The organism is Burkholderia pyrrocinia, from assembly GCF_022809715.1.
Classification (GTDB): domain Bacteria; phylum Pseudomonadota; class Gammaproteobacteria; order Burkholderiales; family Burkholderiaceae; genus Burkholderia; species Burkholderia pyrrocinia_C.
In genome coordinates this window covers 1564052-1585230 of record NZ_CP094460.1, presented here as the reverse complement: position 1 = coordinate 1585230, position 21179 = coordinate 1564052, and the positions used below count along the sequence as shown (strand labels likewise).

The window sequence follows — 21179 nt, the reverse complement described above, 5'->3', positions numbered from 1 at the left end:
CGGAATGCGGCCGCTTGCCCGGCGTGGAGAGCGGGCAAGCGACCGCGCTCCGGCGCCGCGGCGAAGCGGAGCGCCTGCCGGAGCGGGCGGTGTTACATCGAACGGTTCAGTTGGTCGAGAATGGCCGGGTTCTCGAGCGTGGACGTGTCCTGCGTGATTGCCTCGCCCTTCGCGAGCGAGCGCAGCAGGCGCCGCATGATCTTGCCCGAGCGTGTCTTCGGCAGGTTGTCGCCGAAGCGGATGTCCTTCGGCTTCGCGATCGGTCCGATCTGCTTGCCGACCCAGTCGCGCAGCGTCTTCGCGAGCGCCGCCGCTTCCTCGCCTTCCGGACGCGAACGCTTCAGCACCACGAACGCGACGACCGCCTCGCCCGTCGTGTCGTCCGGCCGGCCGACCACGGCCGCCTCGGCAACGAGCTCGTGCGACACCAGCGCCGACTCGATCTCCATCGTGCCGAGCCGGTGGCCCGACACGTTCAGCACGTCGTCGATCCGGCCCATGATCGTGAAGTAGCCGGTGTCCTTGTCGCGCACGGTGCCGTCGCCGGCCAGATAGAGCGTGCCGCCGAGTTCTTCCGGGTAATAACTCTTCTTGAAACGCTCCGGGTCGCCCCAGATCGTGCGGATCATCGCCGGCCACGGGCGCTTGACGACGAGGATGCCGCCTTGCCCGTTCGGCACGTCCTGGCCCGTCTCGTCGACGACGGCCGCCATGATGCCCGGCAGCGGCAGCGTGCACGAACCGGGCACCGTCGGCGTCGCGCCCGGCAGCGGCGTGATCATGTGGCCGCCCGTCTCGGTCTGCCACCACGTATCGACGATCGGGCAGCGCTCCTGGCCGACGTGCTTGTGGTACCACATCCACGCTTCGGGGTTGATCGGCTCGCCGACCGTGCCGATGATGCGCAGGCTCGACAGGTCATAGCTCTTCGGATGCACCTTGTCGTCGGCGTCGGCCGCCTTGATCAGCGAGCGGATCGCGGTCGGCGCGGTGTAGAACACGCTGACCTTGTGGTCGCCGATCATCTTCCAGAAGCGCCCGGCGTCCGGGTAGGTCGGCACGCCCTCGAACACGACCTGCGTGCCGCCGCACGCGAGCGGCCCGTACGTGATGTATGTGTGACCGGTGACCCAGCCGATGTCGGCCGTGCACCAGAACACGTCGGTCGGCTTCCAGTCGAAGGTCCACTTCATCGTCTGCGCGGCCCACAGCAGGTAGCCGCCGGTGCTGTGCTGCACGCCCTTCGGCTTGCCGGTCGAGCCCGACGTATACAGGATGAACAGCGGATGCTCGGCGCCGACCCATTCCGGCTCGCAACGATCCGACTCGCCGTCCGCGATCTCATGCATCCACAGGTCGCGGCCCGCCTGCCAGTCGATCTTGCCGCCGGTGCGGCGATAGACGATCACGCTCTTCACCGCTTCGCAGCCGCCCATCGCGATTGCTTCATCGGCGATGCTCTTGAGCGGCAGCGTCTTGCCGCCGCGCGCCTGCTCGTCGGCGGTGACGAGCGCGACCGCGCCGACGTCGACGAGCCGTTCGTTCAGCGATTTCGCGGAGAAGCCGCCGAACACGACCGAGTGCGTCGCGCCGATGCGCGCGCAGGCCTGCATCGCGACGATGCCTTCGATCGACATCGGGATATAGATGACGACACGGTCGCCCTTGCCGATCCCGCGTTTTTTCAGCGCATTCGCGAAGCGCGAAACGCGCGCCAGCAGATCGGCATAGGTGACGCGCGTGACGGTGCCGTCGTCGGCCTCGAAGATCACCGCGACGCGCTCGCCGTTGCCGGCTTCGACGTGGCGGTCGAGGCAGTTGTACGACGCGTTCAGCTCGCCGTCGTCGAACCACTTGTAGAACGGCGCATTGCTCTCGTCGAGCACCTTGGTGAACGGCTTGTGCCACGCGAGGCCCTCGCGCGCGAGACGCGCCCAGAAGCCTTCGTAATCGCGTTCGGCCTCGGCGACGAGCGCGCGATAGGCCGGCATGCCGGAAATGGCCGCCGCCTGCTCGAGCGCCGCGGGCGGCGCAAACTGGCGGGTTTCGTGAAGAACCGATTCAATCGTGGACAAGAGTGTCTCCATACGTTCTTGTGATACCGGGTTGCGTTCGAGAAAACGCAACATGCATGCCAGCGGCGGCGATCGATGTGCGCATTCGGTGAAAGCCGCGGCAGCCGTGCGTTTTTCTATCGACCGGGGAGAGCGGGCGGGGGCGCGGACAGCGGCGTGATGCAGATCGTCGTTCAGATATGCAGCACGTTGTGTTGCAGTCCTCAACAGCCGGTGTATGGCGGCGAGGGTGGTCGGCCGGCCGATTCGGTTCGCGATCGGGCGGCAGGGCAGCACGGCCGCGTCAGGCAATCAGCGAACGAAGCGCCGGCGCGTGCCTGAATTGCCTGATCCGTTCGAGCGCCGACGCTTCGATCTGGCGAACGCGTTCGGCTGACAGGTTCAGCTGTCGGCCGATCTCGCGCAGCGAATACTCGCTTTCGACGTCGATGCCATACCTCAAGCGAAGAATCCATGCTTCGCGCGCCGGCAGGTTGTCGATCAGCGTCGCAACCGCGGCGCGAAGCTGGCCGGCGCTCGCGGCTTCTTCCGGGGTCGGCGCATCGTGGTCGATCACGACGTCGCACAACGTGAGGTCGTGATCGGGCGAAACGGGCGTGTCCGCGGAGACCGGCTCGTGCACGATACTCATCAGGTCGCGGACCTTGCCGACGGGGACTTGCAACTGCGCGGCGAGCGCGGGCGCATCGGCGACGCCGCCGGTTCGCTGCCGGTGCGTTCGCGCGAGCCTCGACAGCTTGTTGATCGCGTCGACCGTATGCGCGGGCACCCGTATCGTGCGGCCCTGATCGGCGATCGCATGCGTGATGGCCTGCCGGACCCACCAGGTCGCGTACGTCCCGAACTTGAAGCCGCGCCGGTGGTCGTAGCGCTCGACCGCCTTCATCAGCCCGATATTGCCTTCCTGGATCAGATCGAGGAACTGCAGGCCGCGATCGGGATACCGTTTGGCGATCGACACGACGAGCCGCAGGTTGCTCTGGAACAGCTTCTTCCTCGCGGGCTGCATCGCACGATCGATGCGCGACAGGCGCGCGTCGATCGCGATCGCGATGTCGAGCGGCAGGCCCGGCTGGCCGGCAAGCTGCGCAAGCGCGGTGCGCGCTTCGAGCAGCACCGGTGCGTGCCGGGCGAGCGCGGTGCCGCAGCCGGGATGCGCGGTCGCGCATGCGTCGAGCCATGCGCGGACGTCGTCGCACGGCTCGAACAGGCCGTGGTGCGGCGCATCGGCGAGGATGCCGGCTTCGGCCAACGTTGCCGTGATGCGTTTCTCGAGCCGGCGGGCTTGCGTCGCGCGTTCGCGAATTGCGCTGCCGATGCGCTCGATCGCCCGCGCGGTAAAGCGGATTCCGCCGGTCAGCTCGGCTGCCTCGCGCATCAGCGACCGATAGCCGACGGATGCGAAGCCTGCGGTGCGCAGCGTTTCGCTCATCCGCGATGCCAGCGCGGCGGCGCGGTCGAGCGATTCGGCGACGGCATCGCGTGATGCGGTGTCGTCCGCCGACTGGTCGGATTCGTCGTCCAGCGGCGACGAATCGAAATCCGGATCGGGTGCCGCGTCGCTCGCGGGCGAATCCGCGGGCATTTCCGCGTGCGTGTCGGAATCGCGGACGAACCCTGTCACGTAGACCGAAGCTGCTGCCTTGCCCGCGCGGATGTCGGCGGCAATCGACGCGATGACGTTCAGCGCGGCCGGATCGCGGCTCATCGCTGCGATGCAGGCCGCGCGACCGCTTTCCAGTTGAAGCGCGAGCGTGATCTCTTCTTCGCGTTCGAGCAGCGGCGTTGCACCCATTTCACGCAGATAGATTCGCACGGGATCGTTCGTGCGGCCCGCGAGCAGATCGGCGGTCGCGAGCGGCGGCGATGCATCGGCGAGCGGCGACGTCGCGGCCGTCGCTCGCGCGAAATGACGATCGAGCGTCCATGCGCTTCGCGAGTCGACATGCTCGCGCATCTCGATCCCAAGCTCGCCGAGCATCGACGCGGCCGCGTCGAAATCCGCGTCTTCGGCCGCTTCGTCGGGCAGCGCATCGACGATTTCGCCGCGTGTCACGTAGCCGCGATCGATGCCGAGCGCGATCAGCGCATGCAGATGCGCGGCGCGTTCGGCGTCCGCGCCGCGATGCGGCGCGGCATCGCCAGCGCGATCAGGCACGTTTCGCATAGACGTTGCACCAGCCTTCGGCGGCGACCGTCTTGCCCGCGAACATCGGGCACGTGCCGGAGGAGTCGCCTTCGGCGCCCTTGTAGAAGCGGCAGTTCGCGCACGTCTGGCCTGCCTGATACTTCGGGAACTTGGCCGCGTCGACGGTCGTCGCTTTCGCGCGGTAGCCGAGCGTCTTCGCGGCGGCGTCGTTTTCGTCGACGGGCGGCGCGGCCGCAAATGCGCGGGTTCCGGCCGCGAGCGCGGCACACAGGCCGGCCGTCTGAATCATGAAGGTTCTGCGATTGCGGGAGATCATGTCGTTTTCCTGAATGAAATGAAAAGATAAAATCTGCCCCGCGCGCCGGGAATGCTTGCCGGCGCGGCGGGTGGACCGAAACGAAGGGGACGGAAGCGTTACTTGCGCGGCCCGGCGATGAGCGGCGCCTTCGACGCGTTGGCGGCATCGGCGGTCAGTTTGGTTTTCGACGCGTCATAGCCGTTCGAGTAGAGCAGGAACGCCATCAGGTCCGAGTATTCCTGTTCGGTCATCTTGCCGGGGCGATCGGCCGGCATGTTGCTCGACATGTACTGGTAGATGCCGCCGATCGTGATGTGCGACTTGCCTTCGGGAGCAAAGGATTCCCCGCTCAGTGCGGGGGCGGTATTGCCTTCGAGCTGGTCGCCGTGGCATTTCGCACAGGCATCGGCATAGATCTTCTTGCCGTGCTGCACCTGCGCCTGCTCGAACGGTGGTACGTCGCTGCCTTCGCTAGTCGAAACCTTGATGAAGCCGCTCCTTACCGGCTGCGCGGATGCGACCGACCCGTCGAGAAATCGGCCGGGTGCATGCGTACCCGTCGCTTGTGCGACCGTTTCCGGAAGTGCCCAGCCGCGCGTGAGCACCGCGAGACGGCCGTTGCCGCTCATTCGCGACAGGGCCGCGTCGATGCGCTTCCGGAGGTCTTCCTTGCCCGGCCCGAATGCGAAAGACAGTTGCCAGTCCGAGTACGGCGACGCCGTCGCCGCGATCCGGAACTGCTGTTGCGGGTGCGCGCGCTTGTACGCGACGACGCTCGGATACCAGACGATGGCGCGCTGCGCGCGGCCGGCGGCGAGCGCGCCGATCGTTTGCTCGCTGGTGTTTTCCAGATCGAAACGGGCGTTGGCCTGTTGCGCGGCGATCAACTGCGAAGGGCTGCCGTACGTGGCCGCGATCGTTTCCTTGGCGCCGGACGTTGCTCGCGCGTCGCGCAGCGACACGCTGACGTAGCCGGAGCGCAGATAGCCCTGCGAGAACATCATTCTGGACCCCGATCCATCGGCGATCTCCGAGCGCGGGAAGCCGGCGATCACGTCGCAGTCGCGTTCGAGCGATTTCTTCAGCTCGCTGGCGGAGATGCCGTCGTCGCCGCCGTCGTCGTCGACACCGCGCTTGTTGAACGATGCGGCGATGCCCGCGGTGCGGAACACTTCACGCGCAACGGATTGGTCGAGCGCCGTGGTCGGGCTGCCGGGCAGCGTGCAGATGCGCACGCCGGCCGACGCGGCTGCCGGTGTCAGCGCCACGCCCACGGCGAGCAGACTGGCGACGGTAACGGGAGTGAGGCGAGTATTCATGATCGTGTTTCCGGTTGAAGCAGTTGGGGCGTCGCGCCCGCATCGGGCGCATGCGGGCGCGACCGTGGCTTGCGCCTGATCAGTCGAGTGCGAACACGTAGAGCGTGCCGCCGCGCGGAACGTCCTTCGCGATGTCGGCCATCGGGCCGCCCCAGATCGGGTTCGCGCCGCCGTAGCCGGCGAGCACGGCGACGTACTCCTTGCCGTCGACCTCATACACCGACGGCTGCGAAATGATGCCGCTCGCGAGTTGCGGGCTTTCCCACAGCACCTTGCCGGTCGCGGTGTCGAACGCGTACAGGTGGCCGTCGAGCGAACCGCTGAACGCGAGGCCGCTCGCGGTGGTCGCGACGCCGCCGTTCCACGGCTTCTTCGACCAGTGGCTCCACAGCTTCTTGCCGGTGTTCACGTCGATTGCCGTCAGTTCGCCGTAGCCTTCGCTACCCGGTTCGGGCTTGATCTCGAAGCCTTCGCCGAGATACGGCAGGCCTTCCTGGTAGCTGACCGACTTGCCGGTCAGGCTCATGCACGCGTGCAGCGCAGGCACGACCGCGATGTTGCGATCCTGGTCGTACGAGATCGACCACCAGTTCTTGCCGCCGAGGAAGCTCGGGCACGTTTCGATCGTCGTGCCGGCCTTCGGGAACTTCGATTCGTCCTGGATCGGCTTGCCGTCGGCCGTGTAGCCGGTGACCGAGGTCGCCTTCACGAACGGCGTCGCATAGATCAGCTTGCCGGTCGTGCGATCGATCGCATGGAAGAAGCCGTTGCGGTCCGCGTGGATGATCGCGTCGTAGTCCTTGCCTTTGTAGCGGATGTCCGCGAGGACGGCCGCGTTCACGCCGTCGTAGTCCCACGTGTCGTTGCTCGTGTACTGGTAGTGCCACTTCAGGTTGCCGTTCTTCGCGTCGAGCGCGAGCAGCGAGTCGGAATACAGGTTGTCGCCGGGGCGCAGCGCCGCGAGCCACGGGCCGGGGTTGCCGACGCCCCAGTACAGCGTGCGGGATGCCGCGTCGTAGGTGCCGGTCAGCCACGCGGCGCCGCCGCCGTGGCTCTGCATGCCGTCGGGCCAGGTCTCCGAGCCTTTCTCGCCGGAACCGGGGATCGTATAGCGTTTCCAGACCTCCGAGCCGTCGTCCGGATTCAGCGCGGCGATGTAGCCGCGAATGCCGTATTCGCCGCCTGACGTACCGACGACGATTGCGCCTTCGAGCGCGAGCGGCGCGAGCGAGAACGCATAGCCGAGGCCCGGCTCGAACATCTGCTTCTTCCAGACGAGATTGCCGGTCTGTGCGTCGAGCGCCGCGACTTCTCCGTTCAGCATCGCGATATAGACGTTCTTGCCGTACAGCGCGACGCCGCGGTTGACCACGTCGCAGCATGCGGTCTTGAACGATGCCGCGCCGAGCTTCGGCTCGTATTTCCACAGTTGCTTGCCCGTCTTCGCATCGAATGCGTAGACGTTGTCCTTCGGCGTCGTCACGAACAGGTAATTGCCGTTGACGATCGGCGTCGCCTCGAAACCCTGCTTCAGTTCGGCTGGGAACTTGTAGGCCCACACCTGTTTGAGCGCCTTCGCATTCGACGTGTCGATCTGCTTGAGCGGCGAATGTGAGCGGCCGTTGTAGGTGCGGTAGTAGGTCAGCCAGCCCGGATCCTGTTGCGCGTCGGTCAGCCGCTGGTAGGTCACGGCCGGGTAGTCCGCGGCCGCTTCGACGAGTCCGGGGTTCAGCGCGACGGCCGCTGCCGCCGCGATGCCGATCGTCGCCAGCCGGCTCGCTGAAGCCGAGAGTTTCTTCATGATTGTCTCCTGAGTCATTGTGATCGCACCGCCGCGAACGGTTCGTCGCGCCGGCACGGGTGGGGTTCCGGGCCGAATGCGATGCCGTTCACGCAAGTCGCATGCCATCGCGGCGCGAGGGCCGCGCGGTGCGGCGTCGGGCCGCAGCGCGCGCTGCGACGGTGTCAACGAAGGTGTTGCATTCAGGTACACCGCCGTGTGCGAGGTGTTGCCAAACATGACAGGTGGCGTGGCACTCGTGACAGATGGGCGACCTCACGCGCGCATGCCGAACGGAGATGGTGCGCGGCCTGCGCTGCGACGCTTGCGCGCGCTGAACCTGCGGTGCTGGCACGGTTATCGCAAGCTCGCTTCGCGACAAACATATCGCCGCTCGGTGGAGCACGCGCCACGGCGGAACACAAGGACGGAGACAACGGAAATGATCAGGAGGCCAAAGGCGGTCGGGCGAGGTAATGCGATGCGACGCGGCTGGCGCGTGTGGTACGCCGGCGCGATTTTCAGCCCGATTTTTGGCTCGACCCTAGGCGCGATCGCGCTGTTCGGCCTGTCGACGGCGGGCGTGCATGCGCAGCCGAATGCGGACGGCGCGACGGACGGAACGGCGGCGGCGGGTGCCACCGCGCCGCCTGCCGCTGCCGCTGCCGCTGCCGCTGCCGCTGCCGCTGCCGCCGCCGCCGCTGCCGCACCGCCAGCGTCGGCCGACATGCTGCCCGCGATCGTCGTCGTCGGCACGACGCCGCTGCTCGGAATCGGCACGCCGCTGTCGGAGGTGCCGGCGAACGTGCAGACGGTGCGAGCGGCGGACCTTGACGCACAGCATCGCGCGACGCTGACCGACTTCCTCGCCGCGAACCTGCAGAGCGTGACGATCTCGGACGCGCAGGGCAACCCGTACCAGACGGACGTCAACTATCGCGGCTTCACCGCGTCGCCGCTGCTCGGCACGCCGCAGGGGCTGTCGGTGTTCGTCGACGGCGTGCGCGTGAACGAGCCGTTCGGCGACATCGTGAACTGGGACATCCTGCCCGCGCAGGCGATCGACCGGATGCAGCTGATTCCGGGCTCCAACCCGGTGTACGGACGCAATACGCTCGGCGGCGCGCTCGCGATCACGACGAAGAACGGCAAGTCGAATCCGGGCGGCGAAGCGGAAGCGTCGGGCGGCTCGTGGGGCCGCAAGACCGCCGACATCGAGCAGGGCGGCACGCTCGGCTCGAACCTCGACTACTACGCGACCGCGAACGTCGCGAACGACGGCGGCTGGGCCGACCACAACGCGAGCCGCGTGCGGCAGGCGTTCGGCAAGCTGCGCTACACCGACGCGGACACGACGCTGTCGATCGCCGCGGGCGGCGCGGACAACGCGCTGTACGGCACCCAGACGATCCCGCGCTCGTTCCTCGACAACCGGAAGCAGGCGTACACGTATCCGGACCTGAACCGCAACAGCGCCGGGTACCTGACGCTGTCGGGCGACCATTTCTTCGGCGAGCACGTCGAACTGAGCGGCAATGCTTACTACCGGCACCTGCGTAACAGCAACATCAGCAGCAACAACAATACCGACTACGGATCGGTCGGCGCGGACGGCACGGTCGACACCGTGCAGGGCACCAACGCGCAATCGACGATCGTCACCGACAGCTACGGCGGCAGCCTGCAGCTCACGCTGCTCGGCAAGCTCGGCGGGATGTCGAACCAGCTGATCGCGGGCGTCGCGGCGGACTTTGCGAACTCGAGCTACGTCGCGTCGTCGCAGGACGCGTATTTCACCGACACGCGCGCGGCGATCGGCATCGGCGATTTCGTCCGGCAGACGAATGCGAAGACGCGCAATGCGAACCTCGGCGTATACCTGAGCGACGCGCTGTCGCTGACGCCGCACTGGACCCTGACGCTGTCGGGCCGCTACGACTGGTCGAAGTCGCAGATCGGCGACGAGAGCGGTTCGCAGCCGCTGCTCGACGGCAACCATACGTTCTCGCGCTTCAACCCGGCGGTGGGGCTCAACTGGAACCCGGTCGCGGGCTTCACCGCGTACGCGACCTACAACGAAGGGATGCGCTCGCCGACCGCGATCGAACTCGCGTGCGCGGACCCGGCCGCACCGTGCTCGCTGCCGAACGACTTCATCGCCGACCCGGCACTCAAGCCGGTGATCTCGAAGACGTTCGAAGTCGGCGCGCGCGGCCGCATCGGCGCGGCGACGACCTGGAGCGCCGCCGCCTACCGCACGACGCTGACGGACGACATCCAGTTCATCAGCAGTCCTGCGAGCGCGCAGGGCTATTTCCGCAACGTCGGCGACACGCGGCGCCAGGGTATCGAACTCGCGGGCCGCACGCAGTTCGGCCCGGTCGGCGTCGGGCTGTCGTACAGCCATGTCGATGCGACCTACCGTTCGTCGTGGACCGAACACAGCCCCGCGAACTCGGCAGCCGACGCGAACGGCAACGTGGCGGTCAAGGCGGGCGACCGCATCCCGGGTATTCCCGCGCACACGGTGAAGCTGCGGCTCGACTACGCGGCGACGCACGCATGGGACATCGGCGCGAACGTCACGTGGCGCAGCGGCGTGTATGCGCGCGGCGACGAGAACAACCAGGACGCGAACGGCAGGATCGCGGGCTACGTGCTCGTCGATCTCGACATGCGGTATCGGATCACGAAGCGCTTCGAGGTATTCGCGAGCGTGACGAACCTGTTCGACAAGCGCTACGCGAGCTTCGGCGTGCTCGGCCAGAATTTCTTCAACGGGCCGAATCACACGTTCGACGGCGCGAATCCGGTCAACGAACAGTTCGTCGGACCGGGTGCGCCGCGCGGCGCGTGGGTCGGCGTGCGTTATGCGTGGGATTGAGTGTTGCGCGGCTGGCTGCGCTTGCCGTTGTGTGACGACGTGAGCCGGCGCCGGCCGTGCCCGACATGCGCCGTCACGTGAACGGCGCCGCCGCGAACATCGCATGCACCGCGCGGGCGACGCTGCGCGCCAATGCCGGGTCGCTCGCCAGATGCCCGGCAGGCACGCGTTCGATTTTGGCGCCGGGCACGGCACGAGCGAGACGGGCGACGTTGTCGACCGGGCAAACGGGGTCGTGCATCCCGTGCGCGGCGAATAGCGGCACGCCTTCGCCAGCGGCCCGCCGCGCGAGTGCGAGCACGCGGCGCTCGCCGAGCCAGCAATCGCGTTGCAGGTAATGCGCCTGGATCCGGTACTTGTCGATCAGCCGGCTGACAGTCTTGTGCGAGCGGATCGCGTGCGCGGGCGAGCGGCGCGTCTGCGACGACGCGAGGACGGCGTTTTCGTATGCGCGCCACGCGAGGGCCACCGCGCGCTGCCGCGCCGCGCCCGCGCCGGGGCGCAGCTGCCGCGCGCAGCACGACAGCAGACGATCCGGCTGGGCGCAGCCGGCCGCCGCACACAGGCGTTGCCATTCGCCGGGGGCACGCGTGCGCGACGTCGTGAACAGGCGGCGGACTTCGCGTGGCGACGTCAGGAACAGGCCGCGCAGCACGACGCCGGTCACTCGCGCGGGATGCGTGCCCGCATACGCGAGCGCAAGCGCGGCGCCCCACGATCCGCCGACGACGCCCCAGCGCGCGATGCCGAGCTGCTCGCGTACGGCCTCGAGATCGCCGATCAGCCGCGCGGTGCTGTTGCGGCGCGTGCCGCCGCGCGGCGACGACGCGCCCGCGCCGCGCTGGTCGACGAGCACGACGCGCGTGCGCGTCAGGTCGAACAGGCGCAGGATGCCGGCCTGGCTGCCGCTGCCGGGCCCGCCGTGCAGCACGACGACCGGGTGGCCGTCCGCGGCGCCGGCCATGGTGAACGCGATCGACTGTGCGTCGCGGCGCAGGCGCCGGTGAACGGGGGCGGCGGGCATGACGGGTGATACAGGTGCGCGAGGCCCGGCAGGCGAGACCGGCATGGCGGGCGACGGCGTGAGTCGAATCGGGGTAGGCGTCATGTCGACGTGGCTCGGGCGGAATGGGGGACAACCGTCACTCGGCCGCGTATGCGCCGGGGGCGACTGCTGTGCTTGACCTGAGACAAAGCCAGAACCGCGCCAGGCGCGAAGATCGGGATTCGCACGGGTAGCCGCGAGCCGGGCAATCGCGGTATTACGAAGGCCGAACTGTCCGGCGGCACGATCTCGACCGATCGTTGCCTTGCATCCGGCTTTCAATTCGCGACGCATGACCGACATCGGACGGCCTGTCCACGCCGCGCCGCTCGCGTGGCCCGATGCTTGCTTGTCATGACGGCAAAGAGTCCGGCAGATGACCGGAAGGATCCCCGGAGGAGACAATGCGCGATGACGTAGATCAGGCGGCCCGGACTCGGGCCGCGCATCCCGCCGGCTGGCCCGCGCCGTCGATCCAGAAAGCCCATGAGCGGTCCGAGACGTTCGGCCTGCAGGTATCGGCACGCCCCGACTACGACGTGCTGTCGAGCGCGGCGCTGGTGCTGAAGCGCGAGCAGAGCCGCGTGCTGTGCGTGCACGCGATGCCGGTGATGGAGACGCTGCACGAGCAGATCGTCAACACGCAGAGCATGATCGTGCTGACCGACGCGGAAGGGCTGATCCTGCATTCGATCGGCGACGACGATTTCCTGCAGCGCGCGGAGAAGGTCGCGCTGCGCCCGGGCGCGAACTGGGCGGAGAGCCGGCAGGGCACCAACGCGATCGGCACGGCGCTCGCCGAGCTGTGCCCGATGGTGGTCCACGGCGACCAGCACTTCCTGGCCGCGAACCGCTTCCTGACCTGTTCGAGCGTGCCGATCCTCGACCCGTACGGCGACGCGATCGGCGTGCTCGACGTGACGGGCGACCACCGCAGCTATCACCAGCACACGATGGCGCTCGCGAAGATGTCGGTGCAGATGATCGAGAATCATCTGTTTACGACGACCTTTCAGGAAACGCTGCAGGTGTCGTTCCATGGCCGTCCCGAGTTTCTCGGCACGCTGATGGAGGGGATCGTCGCGTTCACCGCCGACGGCCGCTTCCTGTCGGCCAATCGCAGCGCGCAGTTCCAGCTCGGCATGCCGCTCGCGGTGCTGCGCGCGCATACGCTGTCGTCGCTGTTCGACATCACGAGCGCGCAGCTGATCGACCGCATGCGCGCGAGCACCGACCGGCACCTGATGCTGAACCTCGGCACCGGCGCGGTGGTCTGCGCGCGCGTGCACTTCCGGCGTGCGACGCTCGCGGAAGGCAGCCGGCCGACGGACGTCCACGACGCGGGCGCGCCGGCCGCGCGCGCGAGCACGGTGCCGGCGCCGGCGGCGGGCACGTCGGCGGGCCTGTCGCGGCTCAACTATCTCGACACCGGCGATCCGCAGGTCGCGTGCGTGATCGCGAAGGTGCGCAAGGTGATCGGCAAGGACATTCCGATCCTGATCACCGGCGAGACCGGCACCGGCAAGGAACTGCTCGCGCAGGCGATCCACAACGACTCGCCGCGTCGCGACGCGCCGTTCGTCGCGGTCAACTGCGCATCGATTCCGGAGACGCTGATCGAATCCGAGCTGTTCGGCTATGAGGAGGGCGCATTCACCGGCGCGCGCCGCAAGGGGGCGATCGGCAAGCTGCTGCAGGCAAACGGCGGCACGCTGTTCCTCGACGAGATCGGCGACATGCCGTATCCGCTGCAGGTGCGGCTGCTGCGCGTGCTGCAGGAGCGCCTCGTCAACCCGCTCGGGTCGACGAAGACGATCGCCGTGGACATCTCGATCATCTGCGCGACCCACCGCGACCTGCGCGACATGATTGCGCAGAACCGCTTCCGCGAGGATCTCTACTACCGGCTGAACGGCCTCGTGGTGCGCCTGCCGCCGCTGCGCGACCGCACCGATCTCGCGGTCGTCGTGCAGAAGATGCTGCAACGCGAAGCATTCGCGGGCTCCGACCGCCCGCCGCTCTCCGTCGCGCCGGATGTGATGGCGCTGTTCGTGCGCTGCACGTGGCCCGGCAACTTCCGCCAGCTCGGCAACCTGCTGCGCACGGCGGCGGCGATGGTCGACGACGATGGCGAAATCCGGCGCGAGCACCTGCCGGACGATTTCTTCGACGACCTGCGCCGCGGCGATGCGCCGGCCGAGCCGGCCGCGCAGCACGATCCGGCCGCCGCACCGTGTGCCGTGGAGGCGTTCCCGCCTGCCGACGCGCGCTTGCAGGACGTCGCCGCGTCCGCGATCGCCGCCGCGCTGGCCCGTCACGGCGGCAACGTGTCGGCCGCGGCGCGCGCGCTCGGCGTGTCGCGCAACACGATCTACCGGAAGATGCCGGCGGCCGACGCGGAGCGCCAACCGTCCGAGGAAAGCTGACGCGTGGGCCGCGCGATCGCGGTTGCGCGGCCCGCGATCCGTCACTGCCGGTGTGTCAAGTTGCAACACCCGTTGCAACACCGGTGTTCAACGATTCAACACCTGTCACCGCCCCCGCGCATCGTGCCGCCGGGGCGGCGAATCGCATCCGCGCGAATCGTGTCGGCTAATCGTAAGGATTTCGTCCCGATGCCTGCGCGACGGCCATGTGCCGCCGTCGCGCAGGCAAAGTGCGGCTTCGGCACGCTCCTTGCTGAAGAGGAACCGACCGCCAGATTGCCGCGGTTGTCGGACTCACCGACACGACTTACCAACCCAACCAGGAGACACATCATGCAGTGGACGACCCCGTCTTACACCGACCTGCGCTTCGGCTTCGAAATCACGATGTACATCGCCAACCGCTGATCGTCGCGATGCGCCGTCCGTGCCGCGATGCGCGGCGCGGACGGCCTCGGGAGCTGACGCCCATGAAGATCAAGATACTCGGCTCGGGAGCCGGCGGCGGCCTGCCGCAATGGAACTGCAATTGCGCGAACTGTCGCCGCGCGCGCAGCGGAAGCGGCCATGTGCTGCCGCGCACGCAGTCGTCGCTCGCGGTCAGCGCGGACGGTATCGACTGGATTCTCGTCAACGCGTCGCCCGACATTCTTTCCCAGTTGCGCGCGAATCCGGACCTGCAGCCGGCGCGCGCGATCCGCGACAGCGGCATCGCCGCCGTCGTGCTGTGCGACGCGCAGATCGATCACGTGACCGGCCTGCTGATGCTGCGCGAGCGTTCGACGCCGCTGCCGCTCTACGCGAGCGCGCCGGTGCTCGACGACCTGTCGACCGGGCTGCCGCTCGTGCCGCTGCTCGGCCACTACTGCGGCGTCGATGCGCACACGATCGCGCTCGGCGAGCCGTTCACGGTGCCGGCGGCGCGCGGCATCCGCTTCACCGCGATTCCCGTCGACAGCAAGGCGCCGCCGTATTCGCCGCGGCGCGCGTCGGCCGCGCCCGGCGACAACATCGCGCTGTCGATCGAAGACGTCGCGAGCGGCCGGCGCGCGTTTTATGCGCCGGGGCTCGCGGCCGTTTCCGACGACGTGCGCGCGGCGATGGACGGCGCCGACCTCGTGCTGGTGGACGGCACGTTCTGGACCGGCACCGAGATGATCGACCTCGGCCTGTCGAGCAAGCACGCGGCCGACATGGGGCATCTCGCGCAGTGCGCGGAACACGGGCAGCACGGCATGATCGACTGGCTCGACATGCTGCCCGCGCGCACGCGCAAGGTGCTCACGCACATCAACAACACGAACCCGATTCTCGACCCGCATTCCGTCGAGCACGCGCACCTGCGCGCGCATGGCATCGACGTCGCGCACGACGGCATGCAATTCCAGGTCTGACCATGAACGCACCGATCCCCGCTACGGCGTTGCACGCGACGCCCTGGACCGCGACCGAATTCGAGGCGCGCCTGCGCGCGCTCGAATCGCGCTATCACATCCATCACCCGTTCAACCGGCGGCTCAACAGCGGCGCGTGTTCGCCCGCGCAGATCCGCGGCTGGGTCGCGAACCGCTTCTACTATCAGATCAACATCCCGCTCAAGGATGCGGCGATCCTGTCGAACTGCCCCGATCGCGACACGCGGCGGCGGTGGATCCAGCGGCTGATCGATCACGACGGGCAGGGCGACAACGAAGGCGGCATCGAGGCGTGGGTTCGGCTGGGCGAGGCGTGCGGTCTCGATCGCGCCGAGCTGTGGTCGCTCGAACACGTGCTGCCCGGCGTGCGCTTCGCGGTCGACGCGTATGTGAATTTCGCGCGGCGCGCGCCGTGGCAGGAAGCCGTGTGCTCGTCGCTGACGGAGATGTTCGCGCCGCAGATCCATCTCGACCGGCTCGCGGGCTGGCCGTCGCACTACCCGTGGATCGAGCCGGACGGGCTGCATTACTTCCGCAGCCGCGTGCCGCTCGCGCAGCGCGACGTCGAGCACGGGCTTGCGGTCACGCTGCAGCATTTCACGACGCCGGATGCGCAGCAGCGCGCGCTCGGCATCCTGCAATTCAAGCTCGACATTCTGTGGTCGATGCTCGACGCCGTCGAAAAGGCCTACCCCGTATGAACGCGATCGATGCCGCCAGCGGCGTGCCGCTGCGCCCCTGCCTGAGGGGCATGTACCGCCTGCAGTGGGAGGTGGCCCAGGATGCCTACGTGCTTCTCTATCCGGAAGGAATGGTCAAGCTCAACCCGAGCGCGGCCGAGATACTCGTGCGCTGCGACGGTACGCGCGAGCTCGACGACATCATCGGCGAACTCGAGTGCCTGTTCAGCACGTCGGACCTTGCCTCCGACGTATACCGTTTCCTCGATCATGCGCGGCTGCGCGGCTGGCTCGACTGACATGGCGCCCGACACTTCCCGTCCGTCCGCGCCGCTGTGGCTGCTCGCGGAACTCACGTACCGCTGCCCGCTGCATTGCGCGTTCTGCTACAACCCGGTCGACTTCGCGACGCACGGCGCGGAGCTCGACACCGATGCGTGGCGCGCGGTGATAAGCGATGCGCGCGCGCTCGGCGCCGCGCAGATCGGCTTCTCGGGCGGCGAGCCGCTGCAGCGCGGCGACCTCGAGGCGCTCGTCGCGCATGCGCGCGGGCTCGGCTTCTACACGAACCTGATCACGTCGGGCATCGGGCTGAACGTCGCGCGTATCGAGCGGCTCAAGGCGGCCGGGCTCGATCACATCCAGTTGTCGCTGCAGGATTCGACGCGCGAGCTGAACGATTTCCTGACCAGCACGCGCACGTTCGAGCTGAAGCGCGACGTCGCGCGGCTGATCAAGGCGCACGGCTACCCGATGGTGCTCAACTGCGTGCTGCATCGCTACAACCTGCCGCACGTGGGGCAGATCATCGAGATGGCGCTCGATCTCGGCGCCGATTACCTGGAGCTCGCGAACACGCAGTACTACGGCTGGGCGATGCTGAATCGCGACCAGCTCATGCCGACCGTCGAACAGGTGCGCGAAGCCGAGGACACGGTGAATCGCTATCGCAAGCTGGTCGGCGAGCGCTGCCGGATCCTGTTCGTCGTGCCCGACTATTTCGAGGCGCGCCCGAAAGCGTGCATGAACGGCTGGGGCTCGGTGTTTCTCGGCGTCGCGCCTGACGGCACCGCGCTGCCGTGCCATGCCGCGCGTTCGCTGCCGGGGCTCGCGCTGCCGAACGTGCGCGACCGGTCGCTGAAGGAAATCTGGTACGACAGCGACGCGTTCAACGCGTTTCGCGGCGATGACTGGATGCGCGAGCCGTGCCGCACGTGCGACGAGCGGCATACGGATCACGGCGGCTGCCGGTGTCAGGCGTACCTGCTGGCCGGCGACCCGAAGGAAGCCGATCCGGTGTGCGCGAAGTCAGCGCATCACGGCCAGGTCGAGCAGGCGGTGCAATTCGCGCGGCGACCGGCGCCGCGCGACGAGCAGCCGCTGGTGTTTCGCAGCAAGGAGAATTCGCTCGCGCAATGCGGGACGGCGTGCGACCGCTGACGAGATGCGGCGACGACGGCTTCGTCACCGACCCAGCGTCCGCGCGGCAACCGTCGCGCCAGTAGCGCAAGAAATGCCTTCCCGCAGCCAGCGAAACCCGAAACAGACGTGAACGGGCGCTGACGCCTGCCGCCGCGCGCTCGCCTATCCGCATCCGGATGCAACACCGGTGGCGACGAGATCGATCGTCGCCATCTGCGTGCTGTCGTGCCGCGTCGGCCTCGCTCCCGGCCGACTTCAGGCCGACTTCAAGCGCCCGGCCGAGCGAACGAAAGCGAACGAAATCGAACCGCGACATCACCCGTCGTCGGCCTTCGCCTGCAGATCCTTCAACCCCTGAATCACGACCAGCAGCGCGCGCCCGTGCTCGTCGGAGCCGTCCCATGCGTCGACGATCGCGTCGCGCAGCAGGTCGTTATAGCGGCGGCGCGACGGCCCGGTATCGACACCATAGAAACTGCATAGCTTATTGAATGGCGCGCTGCGGCGCAGCCGATGCCCGTTCGACAGCCTCAGGCGCGACACGGTTGGCTGGCTGACCCCGGAAAGTCGCGCGATTTCGCTGGACGAGCGTGTATCTGCCATCAGGCGGCGCAACAGGTCTTGAACGGGAAAATCTTGGTCCGGGGCTTCCATGCGATGCATTATACCTATACAGTTACGGCTGTTGAATGGGCTTCCTGTCACCAGCGAGGCTGTATCCCGAGAAAGTTGATGACGCTGAAACACCTCCCACCCACGTTCTGCTGGACCAAGATCGGTACCGAGTCCGGCGAGGAACTGCCGACCGTCGTGCTCCGCAAGGAATGGGAGCGCCGGCTCGGGGGCGGGCGTTTTCTGTGGGGCATCAACCAGCCGCTCGGCAGCAGCGCGCAAGTCGCCGCGCATCGCACGGGTTCGCTGCTCGCGCTGTTTTCGCCGGTCGCATCGCGCCCGCGCGCGGGCGAGCGCAAGGACGCGCTGCTGTGGAATGCATGGGTCGACGCGAGCGGTCAGGTGCGGCCGCTTCCGCCGCACACGTTCATCGCGAGCCGCTCGACGCTGCCGTCGGGCCGTCGCCGCGAACAGCACTACGCGCTCGTGTGCGCGTCGTCCACCGCGCTGACGGTCGGCACGCAGTTGCGCGTGTTTCCCGATCACCTGCGCAGCGTGAGCACCGGCAGGCCGCTTGGCGCCGCACAGGGCGCGGCCGTGGTCGATTGCGTCGGGCGCGCGAAGGAGCAGACGGGCAAGAGCTATCCGCTCGCGCTGTCGGTCGAGCTCGAAGCGCCGTATTTCGTGCGGCTCGCGCAGCCGTGCGTGCTGAAGGCGCGCGATCTTGCGGAAGTGAACAAGGCGACGCGCGCAGGCGATTTCGATCGCTTCGTCGAGCTGGTTGCGCGCTTGCGCGGCCGTTCGCCGACGGATGCCGTGCGCGGCGTCACGCGCGACCTGTTCGACGTACCGCCGATCGAAACCGCGGCCGCGTATGTCGCACCCGCGCATGCGGCGCGATTGCGCAGCCGGCCGGCGGTCGAGCATCCGCGCGATCTCACCGGCGATCTGTTCGACCTGTCGCCGGGCGAGGCTGCTGCGTTCGGTGGCCTCGCGCATCCGCGCATCGGGCGCGCGTGACGACGAGCGCGGAGAAGGTTGCGCAAGAATTTGTTGCAATCTCGCCGTAGCGGATCGGCGAGCGCAGGGGGACAATCGGCACGAAGCGCGCTGCGCGGCGGCCGATGCGTCGACGATCGATGGATCGTGGTTCACGCCGCCGACATGCGTGCCACGCACACTGAGCGTCGGCTTGCTTCACACTGCAATCCTGAGGGAGAAGTGTCGATGTCGACCCATATCTGTTCGCGGGAAGCCCGGGCCGCGCAACGCTTCGTCGAAGCGACGCGCAACGTCGATCAGGCCTTTCGAGCGGTACGCGGCGAAAGCGACGACGACGTCTCGTCGGCCGAATACGCACGCGCGATGTCGCGTCTCGATCGCGCGCTCGACGAACTGGCGCGTGCGCAGGAAGTCTTCGATCGCGTGGTGAGTGCCGACGCGGCGCGCGGCAACTGATTCCGCCGCTGCCATTTTTCTGCGCGTCGAGCGACGCGCTTTCGTCATCTTGCCGGGCGTACCGCCCGGCATGTCAGCCGTTCATTCCTTCCCGACTTCAGACCTTGCGGCCTTCGACCGGATAACCGGGATCGGTATAGCCGTGCGTCGACGCGTGGCCGGGCGGCACGAGCGAATCGACGAACCGTTCGTCGTCGGGGCCGAGCTCGAGCGTCAGCGCATCGATGTAGCTGTCCCAGTGCGCTTCGGTGCGCGGCCCCGCGATCGTCGAGCTGACGATGCGGTTCTTCATGACCCACGCGAGCGCGAACGCGACCGACGTCGTGCCGCGCGCGGCCGCATGCGCGGCCACCTGCTGCGCGATGTGCAACGATTCGGGTCGCCATTCCGTCTGCTGGATACGCCGGTCGCCGCGGCCTGCACGCGAATCGGCGGGCGGCTGCGCATCGACCGCGTATTTGCCGGTCAGCACGCCGCGTGCGAGCGGGCTGTACGGCACGACGCCGATCCCGTAATGCGCGGCGGCCGGAAGCTGTTCGACTTCGGCCGTGCGATCGACGAGGTTGTACAGCGGTTCGCTTGCGACCGGACGATCGATGCCGAGCTGGTCCGCGAGGCGCACGATCTCGGCGATGCGCCAGCCCTTGAAGTTCGACAGCCCGAAGTAGCGCACCTTGCCTTGCCGGATCAGGTCGGCCAGCGCGCGCATGCCTTCGTCGAGCGGTGCGTCGGTCAGCGCACGATGGAAATAGAGGATATCGATGTAATCGGTGCCGAGCCGCTTCAGGCTCGCGTCGACCGATTCGACGATCCATTTGCGCGACTGGCCCTGCCGGTTCGGCCCCGCGTCGGGTCCGGCCGGATAGCCGAACTTCGTCGCGACGACCCAGCTGTCGCGACGCGGCGCGATCGCGCGGCCGACGATTTCTTCCGAGCGGCCGGCGTGATAGACGTCGGCCGTATCGATGAAATTGACGCCCTGGTCGAATGCCTTGTCGATGATGCGTGCCGACGTCGCTTCGTCGGTCTCGCCGCCGAACATCATTGCGCCGAGACACAGCGGCGACACCTTGAGCGCGCTGCGCCCGAGATAGCGGTAATCCATGGGGAGGCTCCATGCGGGCGCGTGACCGCCGGTTGAAGGAAGGGGCGCCGCGCTTACGCGCCAGCTTCGTCGAACACGCGCTGCGCGATCGGCAGCGCCGAGCTCGCGGTCGGCCAGCCCGAGTAGAACGCGAGGTGCGTGATCGCTTCGATCAGCTCGTCGCGCGTGAGGCCGTTGTCGAGCGCCTTCTTCAGATGGAACGGCAACTCGTTTACGCGATACAGCGACACGAGGCTCGCGACCGTCACGAGGCTGCGATCGCGCGGCGACAGGCCGGCGCGCTGCCAGACGTCGCCGAACAGCACGTTGTCGGTGTAGTCGGCGAGGGCGGGCGCGATGGCGCCGAACGCTTTGTGCGCGGCGGAAGTCGGTTCGGACATCGAGGGCTCCGGGAGACGTTGGGGACACCGACGATGGTAGCGACGGATGCGCCTATCGATAATCCCCACTAATTCGCATGCACTTATCGAGCGGATTCATGAATCGCGGCCCGTGGCCGACGCCTGCGCAG

Annotated in this window: 18 protein-coding genes; 9 read left to right on the top strand and 9 right to left on the bottom strand. The window is 67.8% G+C overall.

The window, feature by feature from the left end; genetic code table 11:
- Positions 1-92 precede the first annotated feature (92 nt).
- From acs to MRS60_RS24020, 5 genes are all read right to left on the bottom strand, one after another.
- The gene (gene acs, locus MRS60_RS24040) at positions 93-2075 is read right to left on the bottom strand and encodes an acetate--CoA ligase (RefSeq protein ID WP_243565653.1); all 1983 of its coding nucleotides are present in this window, start codon (positions 2073-2075) and stop codon (positions 93-95) included.
- Positions 2076-2358: 283 nt separating this feature from the next.
- Positions 2359-4242, bottom strand: coding sequence for a sigma-70 family RNA polymerase sigma factor (locus tag MRS60_RS24035; protein ID WP_243565652.1), 1884 nt, complete (start codon positions 4240-4242; stop codon positions 2359-2361).
- A complete protein-coding gene (locus tag MRS60_RS24030) occupies positions 4226-4540 on the bottom strand; it encodes a high-potential iron-sulfur protein (RefSeq protein ID WP_034180793.1) in 315 nt (104 codons plus the stop codon). Before MRS60_RS24030 ends, MRS60_RS24035 begins: the two co-directional genes overlap by 17 nt.
- 98 nt (positions 4541-4638) lie before the next feature.
- Positions 4639-5841 (bottom strand): c-type cytochrome, encoded by a 1203-nt coding sequence (locus MRS60_RS24025; RefSeq protein WP_034180792.1) that lies wholly within the window; start codon positions 5839-5841, stop codon positions 4639-4641.
- 79 nt (positions 5842-5920) lie between these two features.
- Positions 5921-7486, bottom strand: a complete 1566-nt coding sequence (locus tag MRS60_RS24020; RefSeq protein ID WP_414436964.1) for a methanol/ethanol family PQQ-dependent dehydrogenase — start codon at positions 7484-7486, stop codon at positions 5921-5923.
- 577 nt (positions 7487-8063) lie between these two features.
- On the opposite strand from MRS60_RS24020, the gene MRS60_RS24015 reads away from it, so the two are divergent.
- Positions 8064-10505: a TonB-dependent receptor gene (locus MRS60_RS24015; RefSeq protein ID WP_243565651.1), complete on the top strand. Its 2442-nt coding sequence runs from the start codon at positions 8064-8066 to the stop codon at positions 10503-10505.
- 73 nt (positions 10506-10578) lie between these two features.
- Here MRS60_RS24015 and MRS60_RS24010 read toward each other — a convergent pair whose 3' ends face one another.
- The gene (locus tag MRS60_RS24010; RefSeq protein ID WP_243565650.1) at positions 10579-11529 is read right to left on the bottom strand and encodes an alpha/beta fold hydrolase; all 951 of its coding nucleotides are present in this window, start codon (positions 11527-11529) and stop codon (positions 10579-10581) included.
- A 425-nt stretch (positions 11530-11954) separates the two neighbouring features.
- On the opposite strand from MRS60_RS24010, the gene MRS60_RS24005 reads away from it, so the two are divergent.
- From MRS60_RS24005 to pqqE, 6 genes are all read left to right on the top strand, one after another.
- A complete protein-coding gene (locus tag MRS60_RS24005; RefSeq protein ID WP_175747071.1) occupies positions 11955-13976 on the top strand; it encodes a sigma-54-dependent Fis family transcriptional regulator in 2022 nt (673 codons plus the stop codon).
- A 333-nt stretch (positions 13977-14309) separates the two neighbouring features.
- Positions 14310-14384 (top strand): pyrroloquinoline quinone precursor peptide PqqA, encoded by a 75-nt coding sequence (gene pqqA / locus MRS60_RS24000; RefSeq protein WP_006485436.1) that lies wholly within the window; start codon positions 14310-14312, stop codon positions 14382-14384.
- 62 nt (positions 14385-14446) lie between these two features.
- Positions 14447-15370 (top strand): pyrroloquinoline quinone biosynthesis protein PqqB, encoded by a 924-nt coding sequence (gene pqqB, locus MRS60_RS23995; protein ID WP_034180787.1) that lies wholly within the window; start codon positions 14447-14449, stop codon positions 15368-15370.
- 2 nt (positions 15371-15372) lie between these two features.
- Positions 15373-16092, top strand: coding sequence for a pyrroloquinoline-quinone synthase PqqC (pqqC, locus tag MRS60_RS23990; RefSeq protein ID WP_034180786.1), 720 nt, complete (start codon positions 15373-15375; stop codon positions 16090-16092).
- Positions 16089-16370, top strand: a complete 282-nt coding sequence (gene pqqD, locus MRS60_RS23985) for a pyrroloquinoline quinone biosynthesis peptide chaperone PqqD (protein ID WP_034180785.1) — start codon at positions 16089-16091, stop codon at positions 16368-16370. The genes pqqC and pqqD overlap by 4 nt, the downstream gene beginning before the upstream one ends.
- Position 16371: 1 nt before the next feature.
- Positions 16372-17511 (top strand): pyrroloquinoline quinone biosynthesis protein PqqE, encoded by a 1140-nt coding sequence (gene pqqE / locus MRS60_RS23980; protein ID WP_034180784.1) that lies wholly within the window; start codon positions 16372-16374, stop codon positions 17509-17511.
- Between the two features lie 297 nt (positions 17512-17808).
- On the opposite strand, the gene MRS60_RS23975 is transcribed toward pqqE, so the two are convergent.
- Positions 17809-18147: a helix-turn-helix domain-containing protein gene (locus MRS60_RS23975; RefSeq protein ID WP_034180783.1), complete on the bottom strand. Its 339-nt coding sequence runs from the start codon at positions 18145-18147 to the stop codon at positions 17809-17811.
- Between the two features lie 78 nt (positions 18148-18225).
- On the opposite strand from MRS60_RS23975, the gene MRS60_RS23970 reads away from it, so the two are divergent.
- Both MRS60_RS23970 and MRS60_RS35055 read left to right on the top strand, forming a co-directional pair.
- Positions 18226-19125 carry a hypothetical protein gene (locus tag MRS60_RS23970; RefSeq protein WP_034180782.1) on the top strand — a complete coding sequence of 300 codons (900 nt, stop codon included), beginning with the start codon at positions 18226-18228 and terminating at the stop codon, positions 19123-19125.
- A gap of 207 nt (positions 19126-19332) precedes the next feature.
- A complete protein-coding gene (locus MRS60_RS35055; protein ID WP_111018829.1) occupies positions 19333-19563 on the top strand; it encodes a hypothetical protein in 231 nt (76 codons plus the stop codon).
- A 97-nt stretch (positions 19564-19660) separates the two neighbouring features.
- On the opposite strand, the gene MRS60_RS23960 is transcribed toward MRS60_RS35055, so the two are convergent.
- Positions 19661-20668 carry an aldo/keto reductase gene (locus MRS60_RS23960; protein WP_243565648.1) on the bottom strand — a complete coding sequence of 336 codons (1008 nt, stop codon included), beginning with the start codon at positions 20666-20668 and terminating at the stop codon, positions 19661-19663.
- A gap of 53 nt (positions 20669-20721) precedes the next feature.
- Complete coding sequence (locus MRS60_RS23955; RefSeq protein WP_152858265.1) at positions 20722-21048, bottom strand: carboxymuconolactone decarboxylase family protein; 327 nt, start codon at positions 21046-21048, stop codon at positions 20722-20724.
- Positions 21049-21179 lie beyond the last annotated feature (131 nt).

Excerpts from the sequence above, each read along its gene's own strand:
- MRS60_RS24035 (WP_243565652.1), bottom strand. The coding sequence starts at position 4,242 with ATGCGAAACGTGCCTGATCGCGCTGGCGATGCCGCGCCGCATCGCGGC.
- MRS60_RS35055 (WP_111018829.1), top strand. The coding sequence starts at position 19,333 with ATGTCGACCCATATCTGTTCGCGGGAAGCCCGGGCCGCGCAACGCTTC.
- MRS60_RS24010 (WP_243565650.1), bottom strand. The coding sequence starts at position 11,529 with ATGCCCGCCGCCCCCGTTCACCGGCGCCTGCGCCGCGACGCACAGTCG.
- pqqD (WP_034180785.1), top strand. The coding sequence starts at position 16,089 with ATGAACGCGATCGATGCCGCCAGCGGCGTGCCGCTGCGCCCCTGCCTG.
- MRS60_RS23970 (WP_034180782.1), top strand. The coding sequence starts at position 18,226 with ATGACGCTGAAACACCTCCCACCCACGTTCTGCTGGACCAAGATCGGT.
- MRS60_RS23955 (WP_152858265.1), bottom strand. The coding sequence starts at position 21,048 with ATGTCCGAACCGACTTCCGCCGCGCACAAAGCGTTCGGCGCCATCGCG.
- pqqC (WP_034180786.1), top strand. The coding sequence starts at position 15,373 with ATGAACGCACCGATCCCCGCTACGGCGTTGCACGCGACGCCCTGGACC.
- MRS60_RS24005 (WP_175747071.1), top strand. The coding sequence starts at position 11,955 with ATGCGCGATGACGTAGATCAGGCGGCCCGGACTCGGGCCGCGCATCCC.
- pqqB (WP_034180787.1), top strand. The coding sequence starts at position 14,447 with ATGAAGATCAAGATACTCGGCTCGGGAGCCGGCGGCGGCCTGCCGCAA.
- pqqE (WP_034180784.1), top strand. The coding sequence starts at position 16,372 with ATGGCGCCCGACACTTCCCGTCCGTCCGCGCCGCTGTGGCTGCTCGCG.
- MRS60_RS23960 (WP_243565648.1), bottom strand. The coding sequence starts at position 20,668 with ATGGATTACCGCTATCTCGGGCGCAGCGCGCTCAAGGTGTCGCCGCTG.
- MRS60_RS24025 (WP_034180792.1), bottom strand. The coding sequence starts at position 5,841 with ATGAATACTCGCCTCACTCCCGTTACCGTCGCCAGTCTGCTCGCCGTG.
- MRS60_RS24015 (WP_243565651.1), top strand. The coding sequence starts at position 8,064 with ATGATCAGGAGGCCAAAGGCGGTCGGGCGAGGTAATGCGATGCGACGC.
- MRS60_RS23975 (WP_034180783.1), bottom strand. The coding sequence starts at position 18,147 with ATGGAAGCCCCGGACCAAGATTTTCCCGTTCAAGACCTGTTGCGCCGC.
- MRS60_RS24030 (WP_034180793.1), bottom strand. The coding sequence starts at position 4,540 with ATGATCTCCCGCAATCGCAGAACCTTCATGATTCAGACGGCCGGCCTG.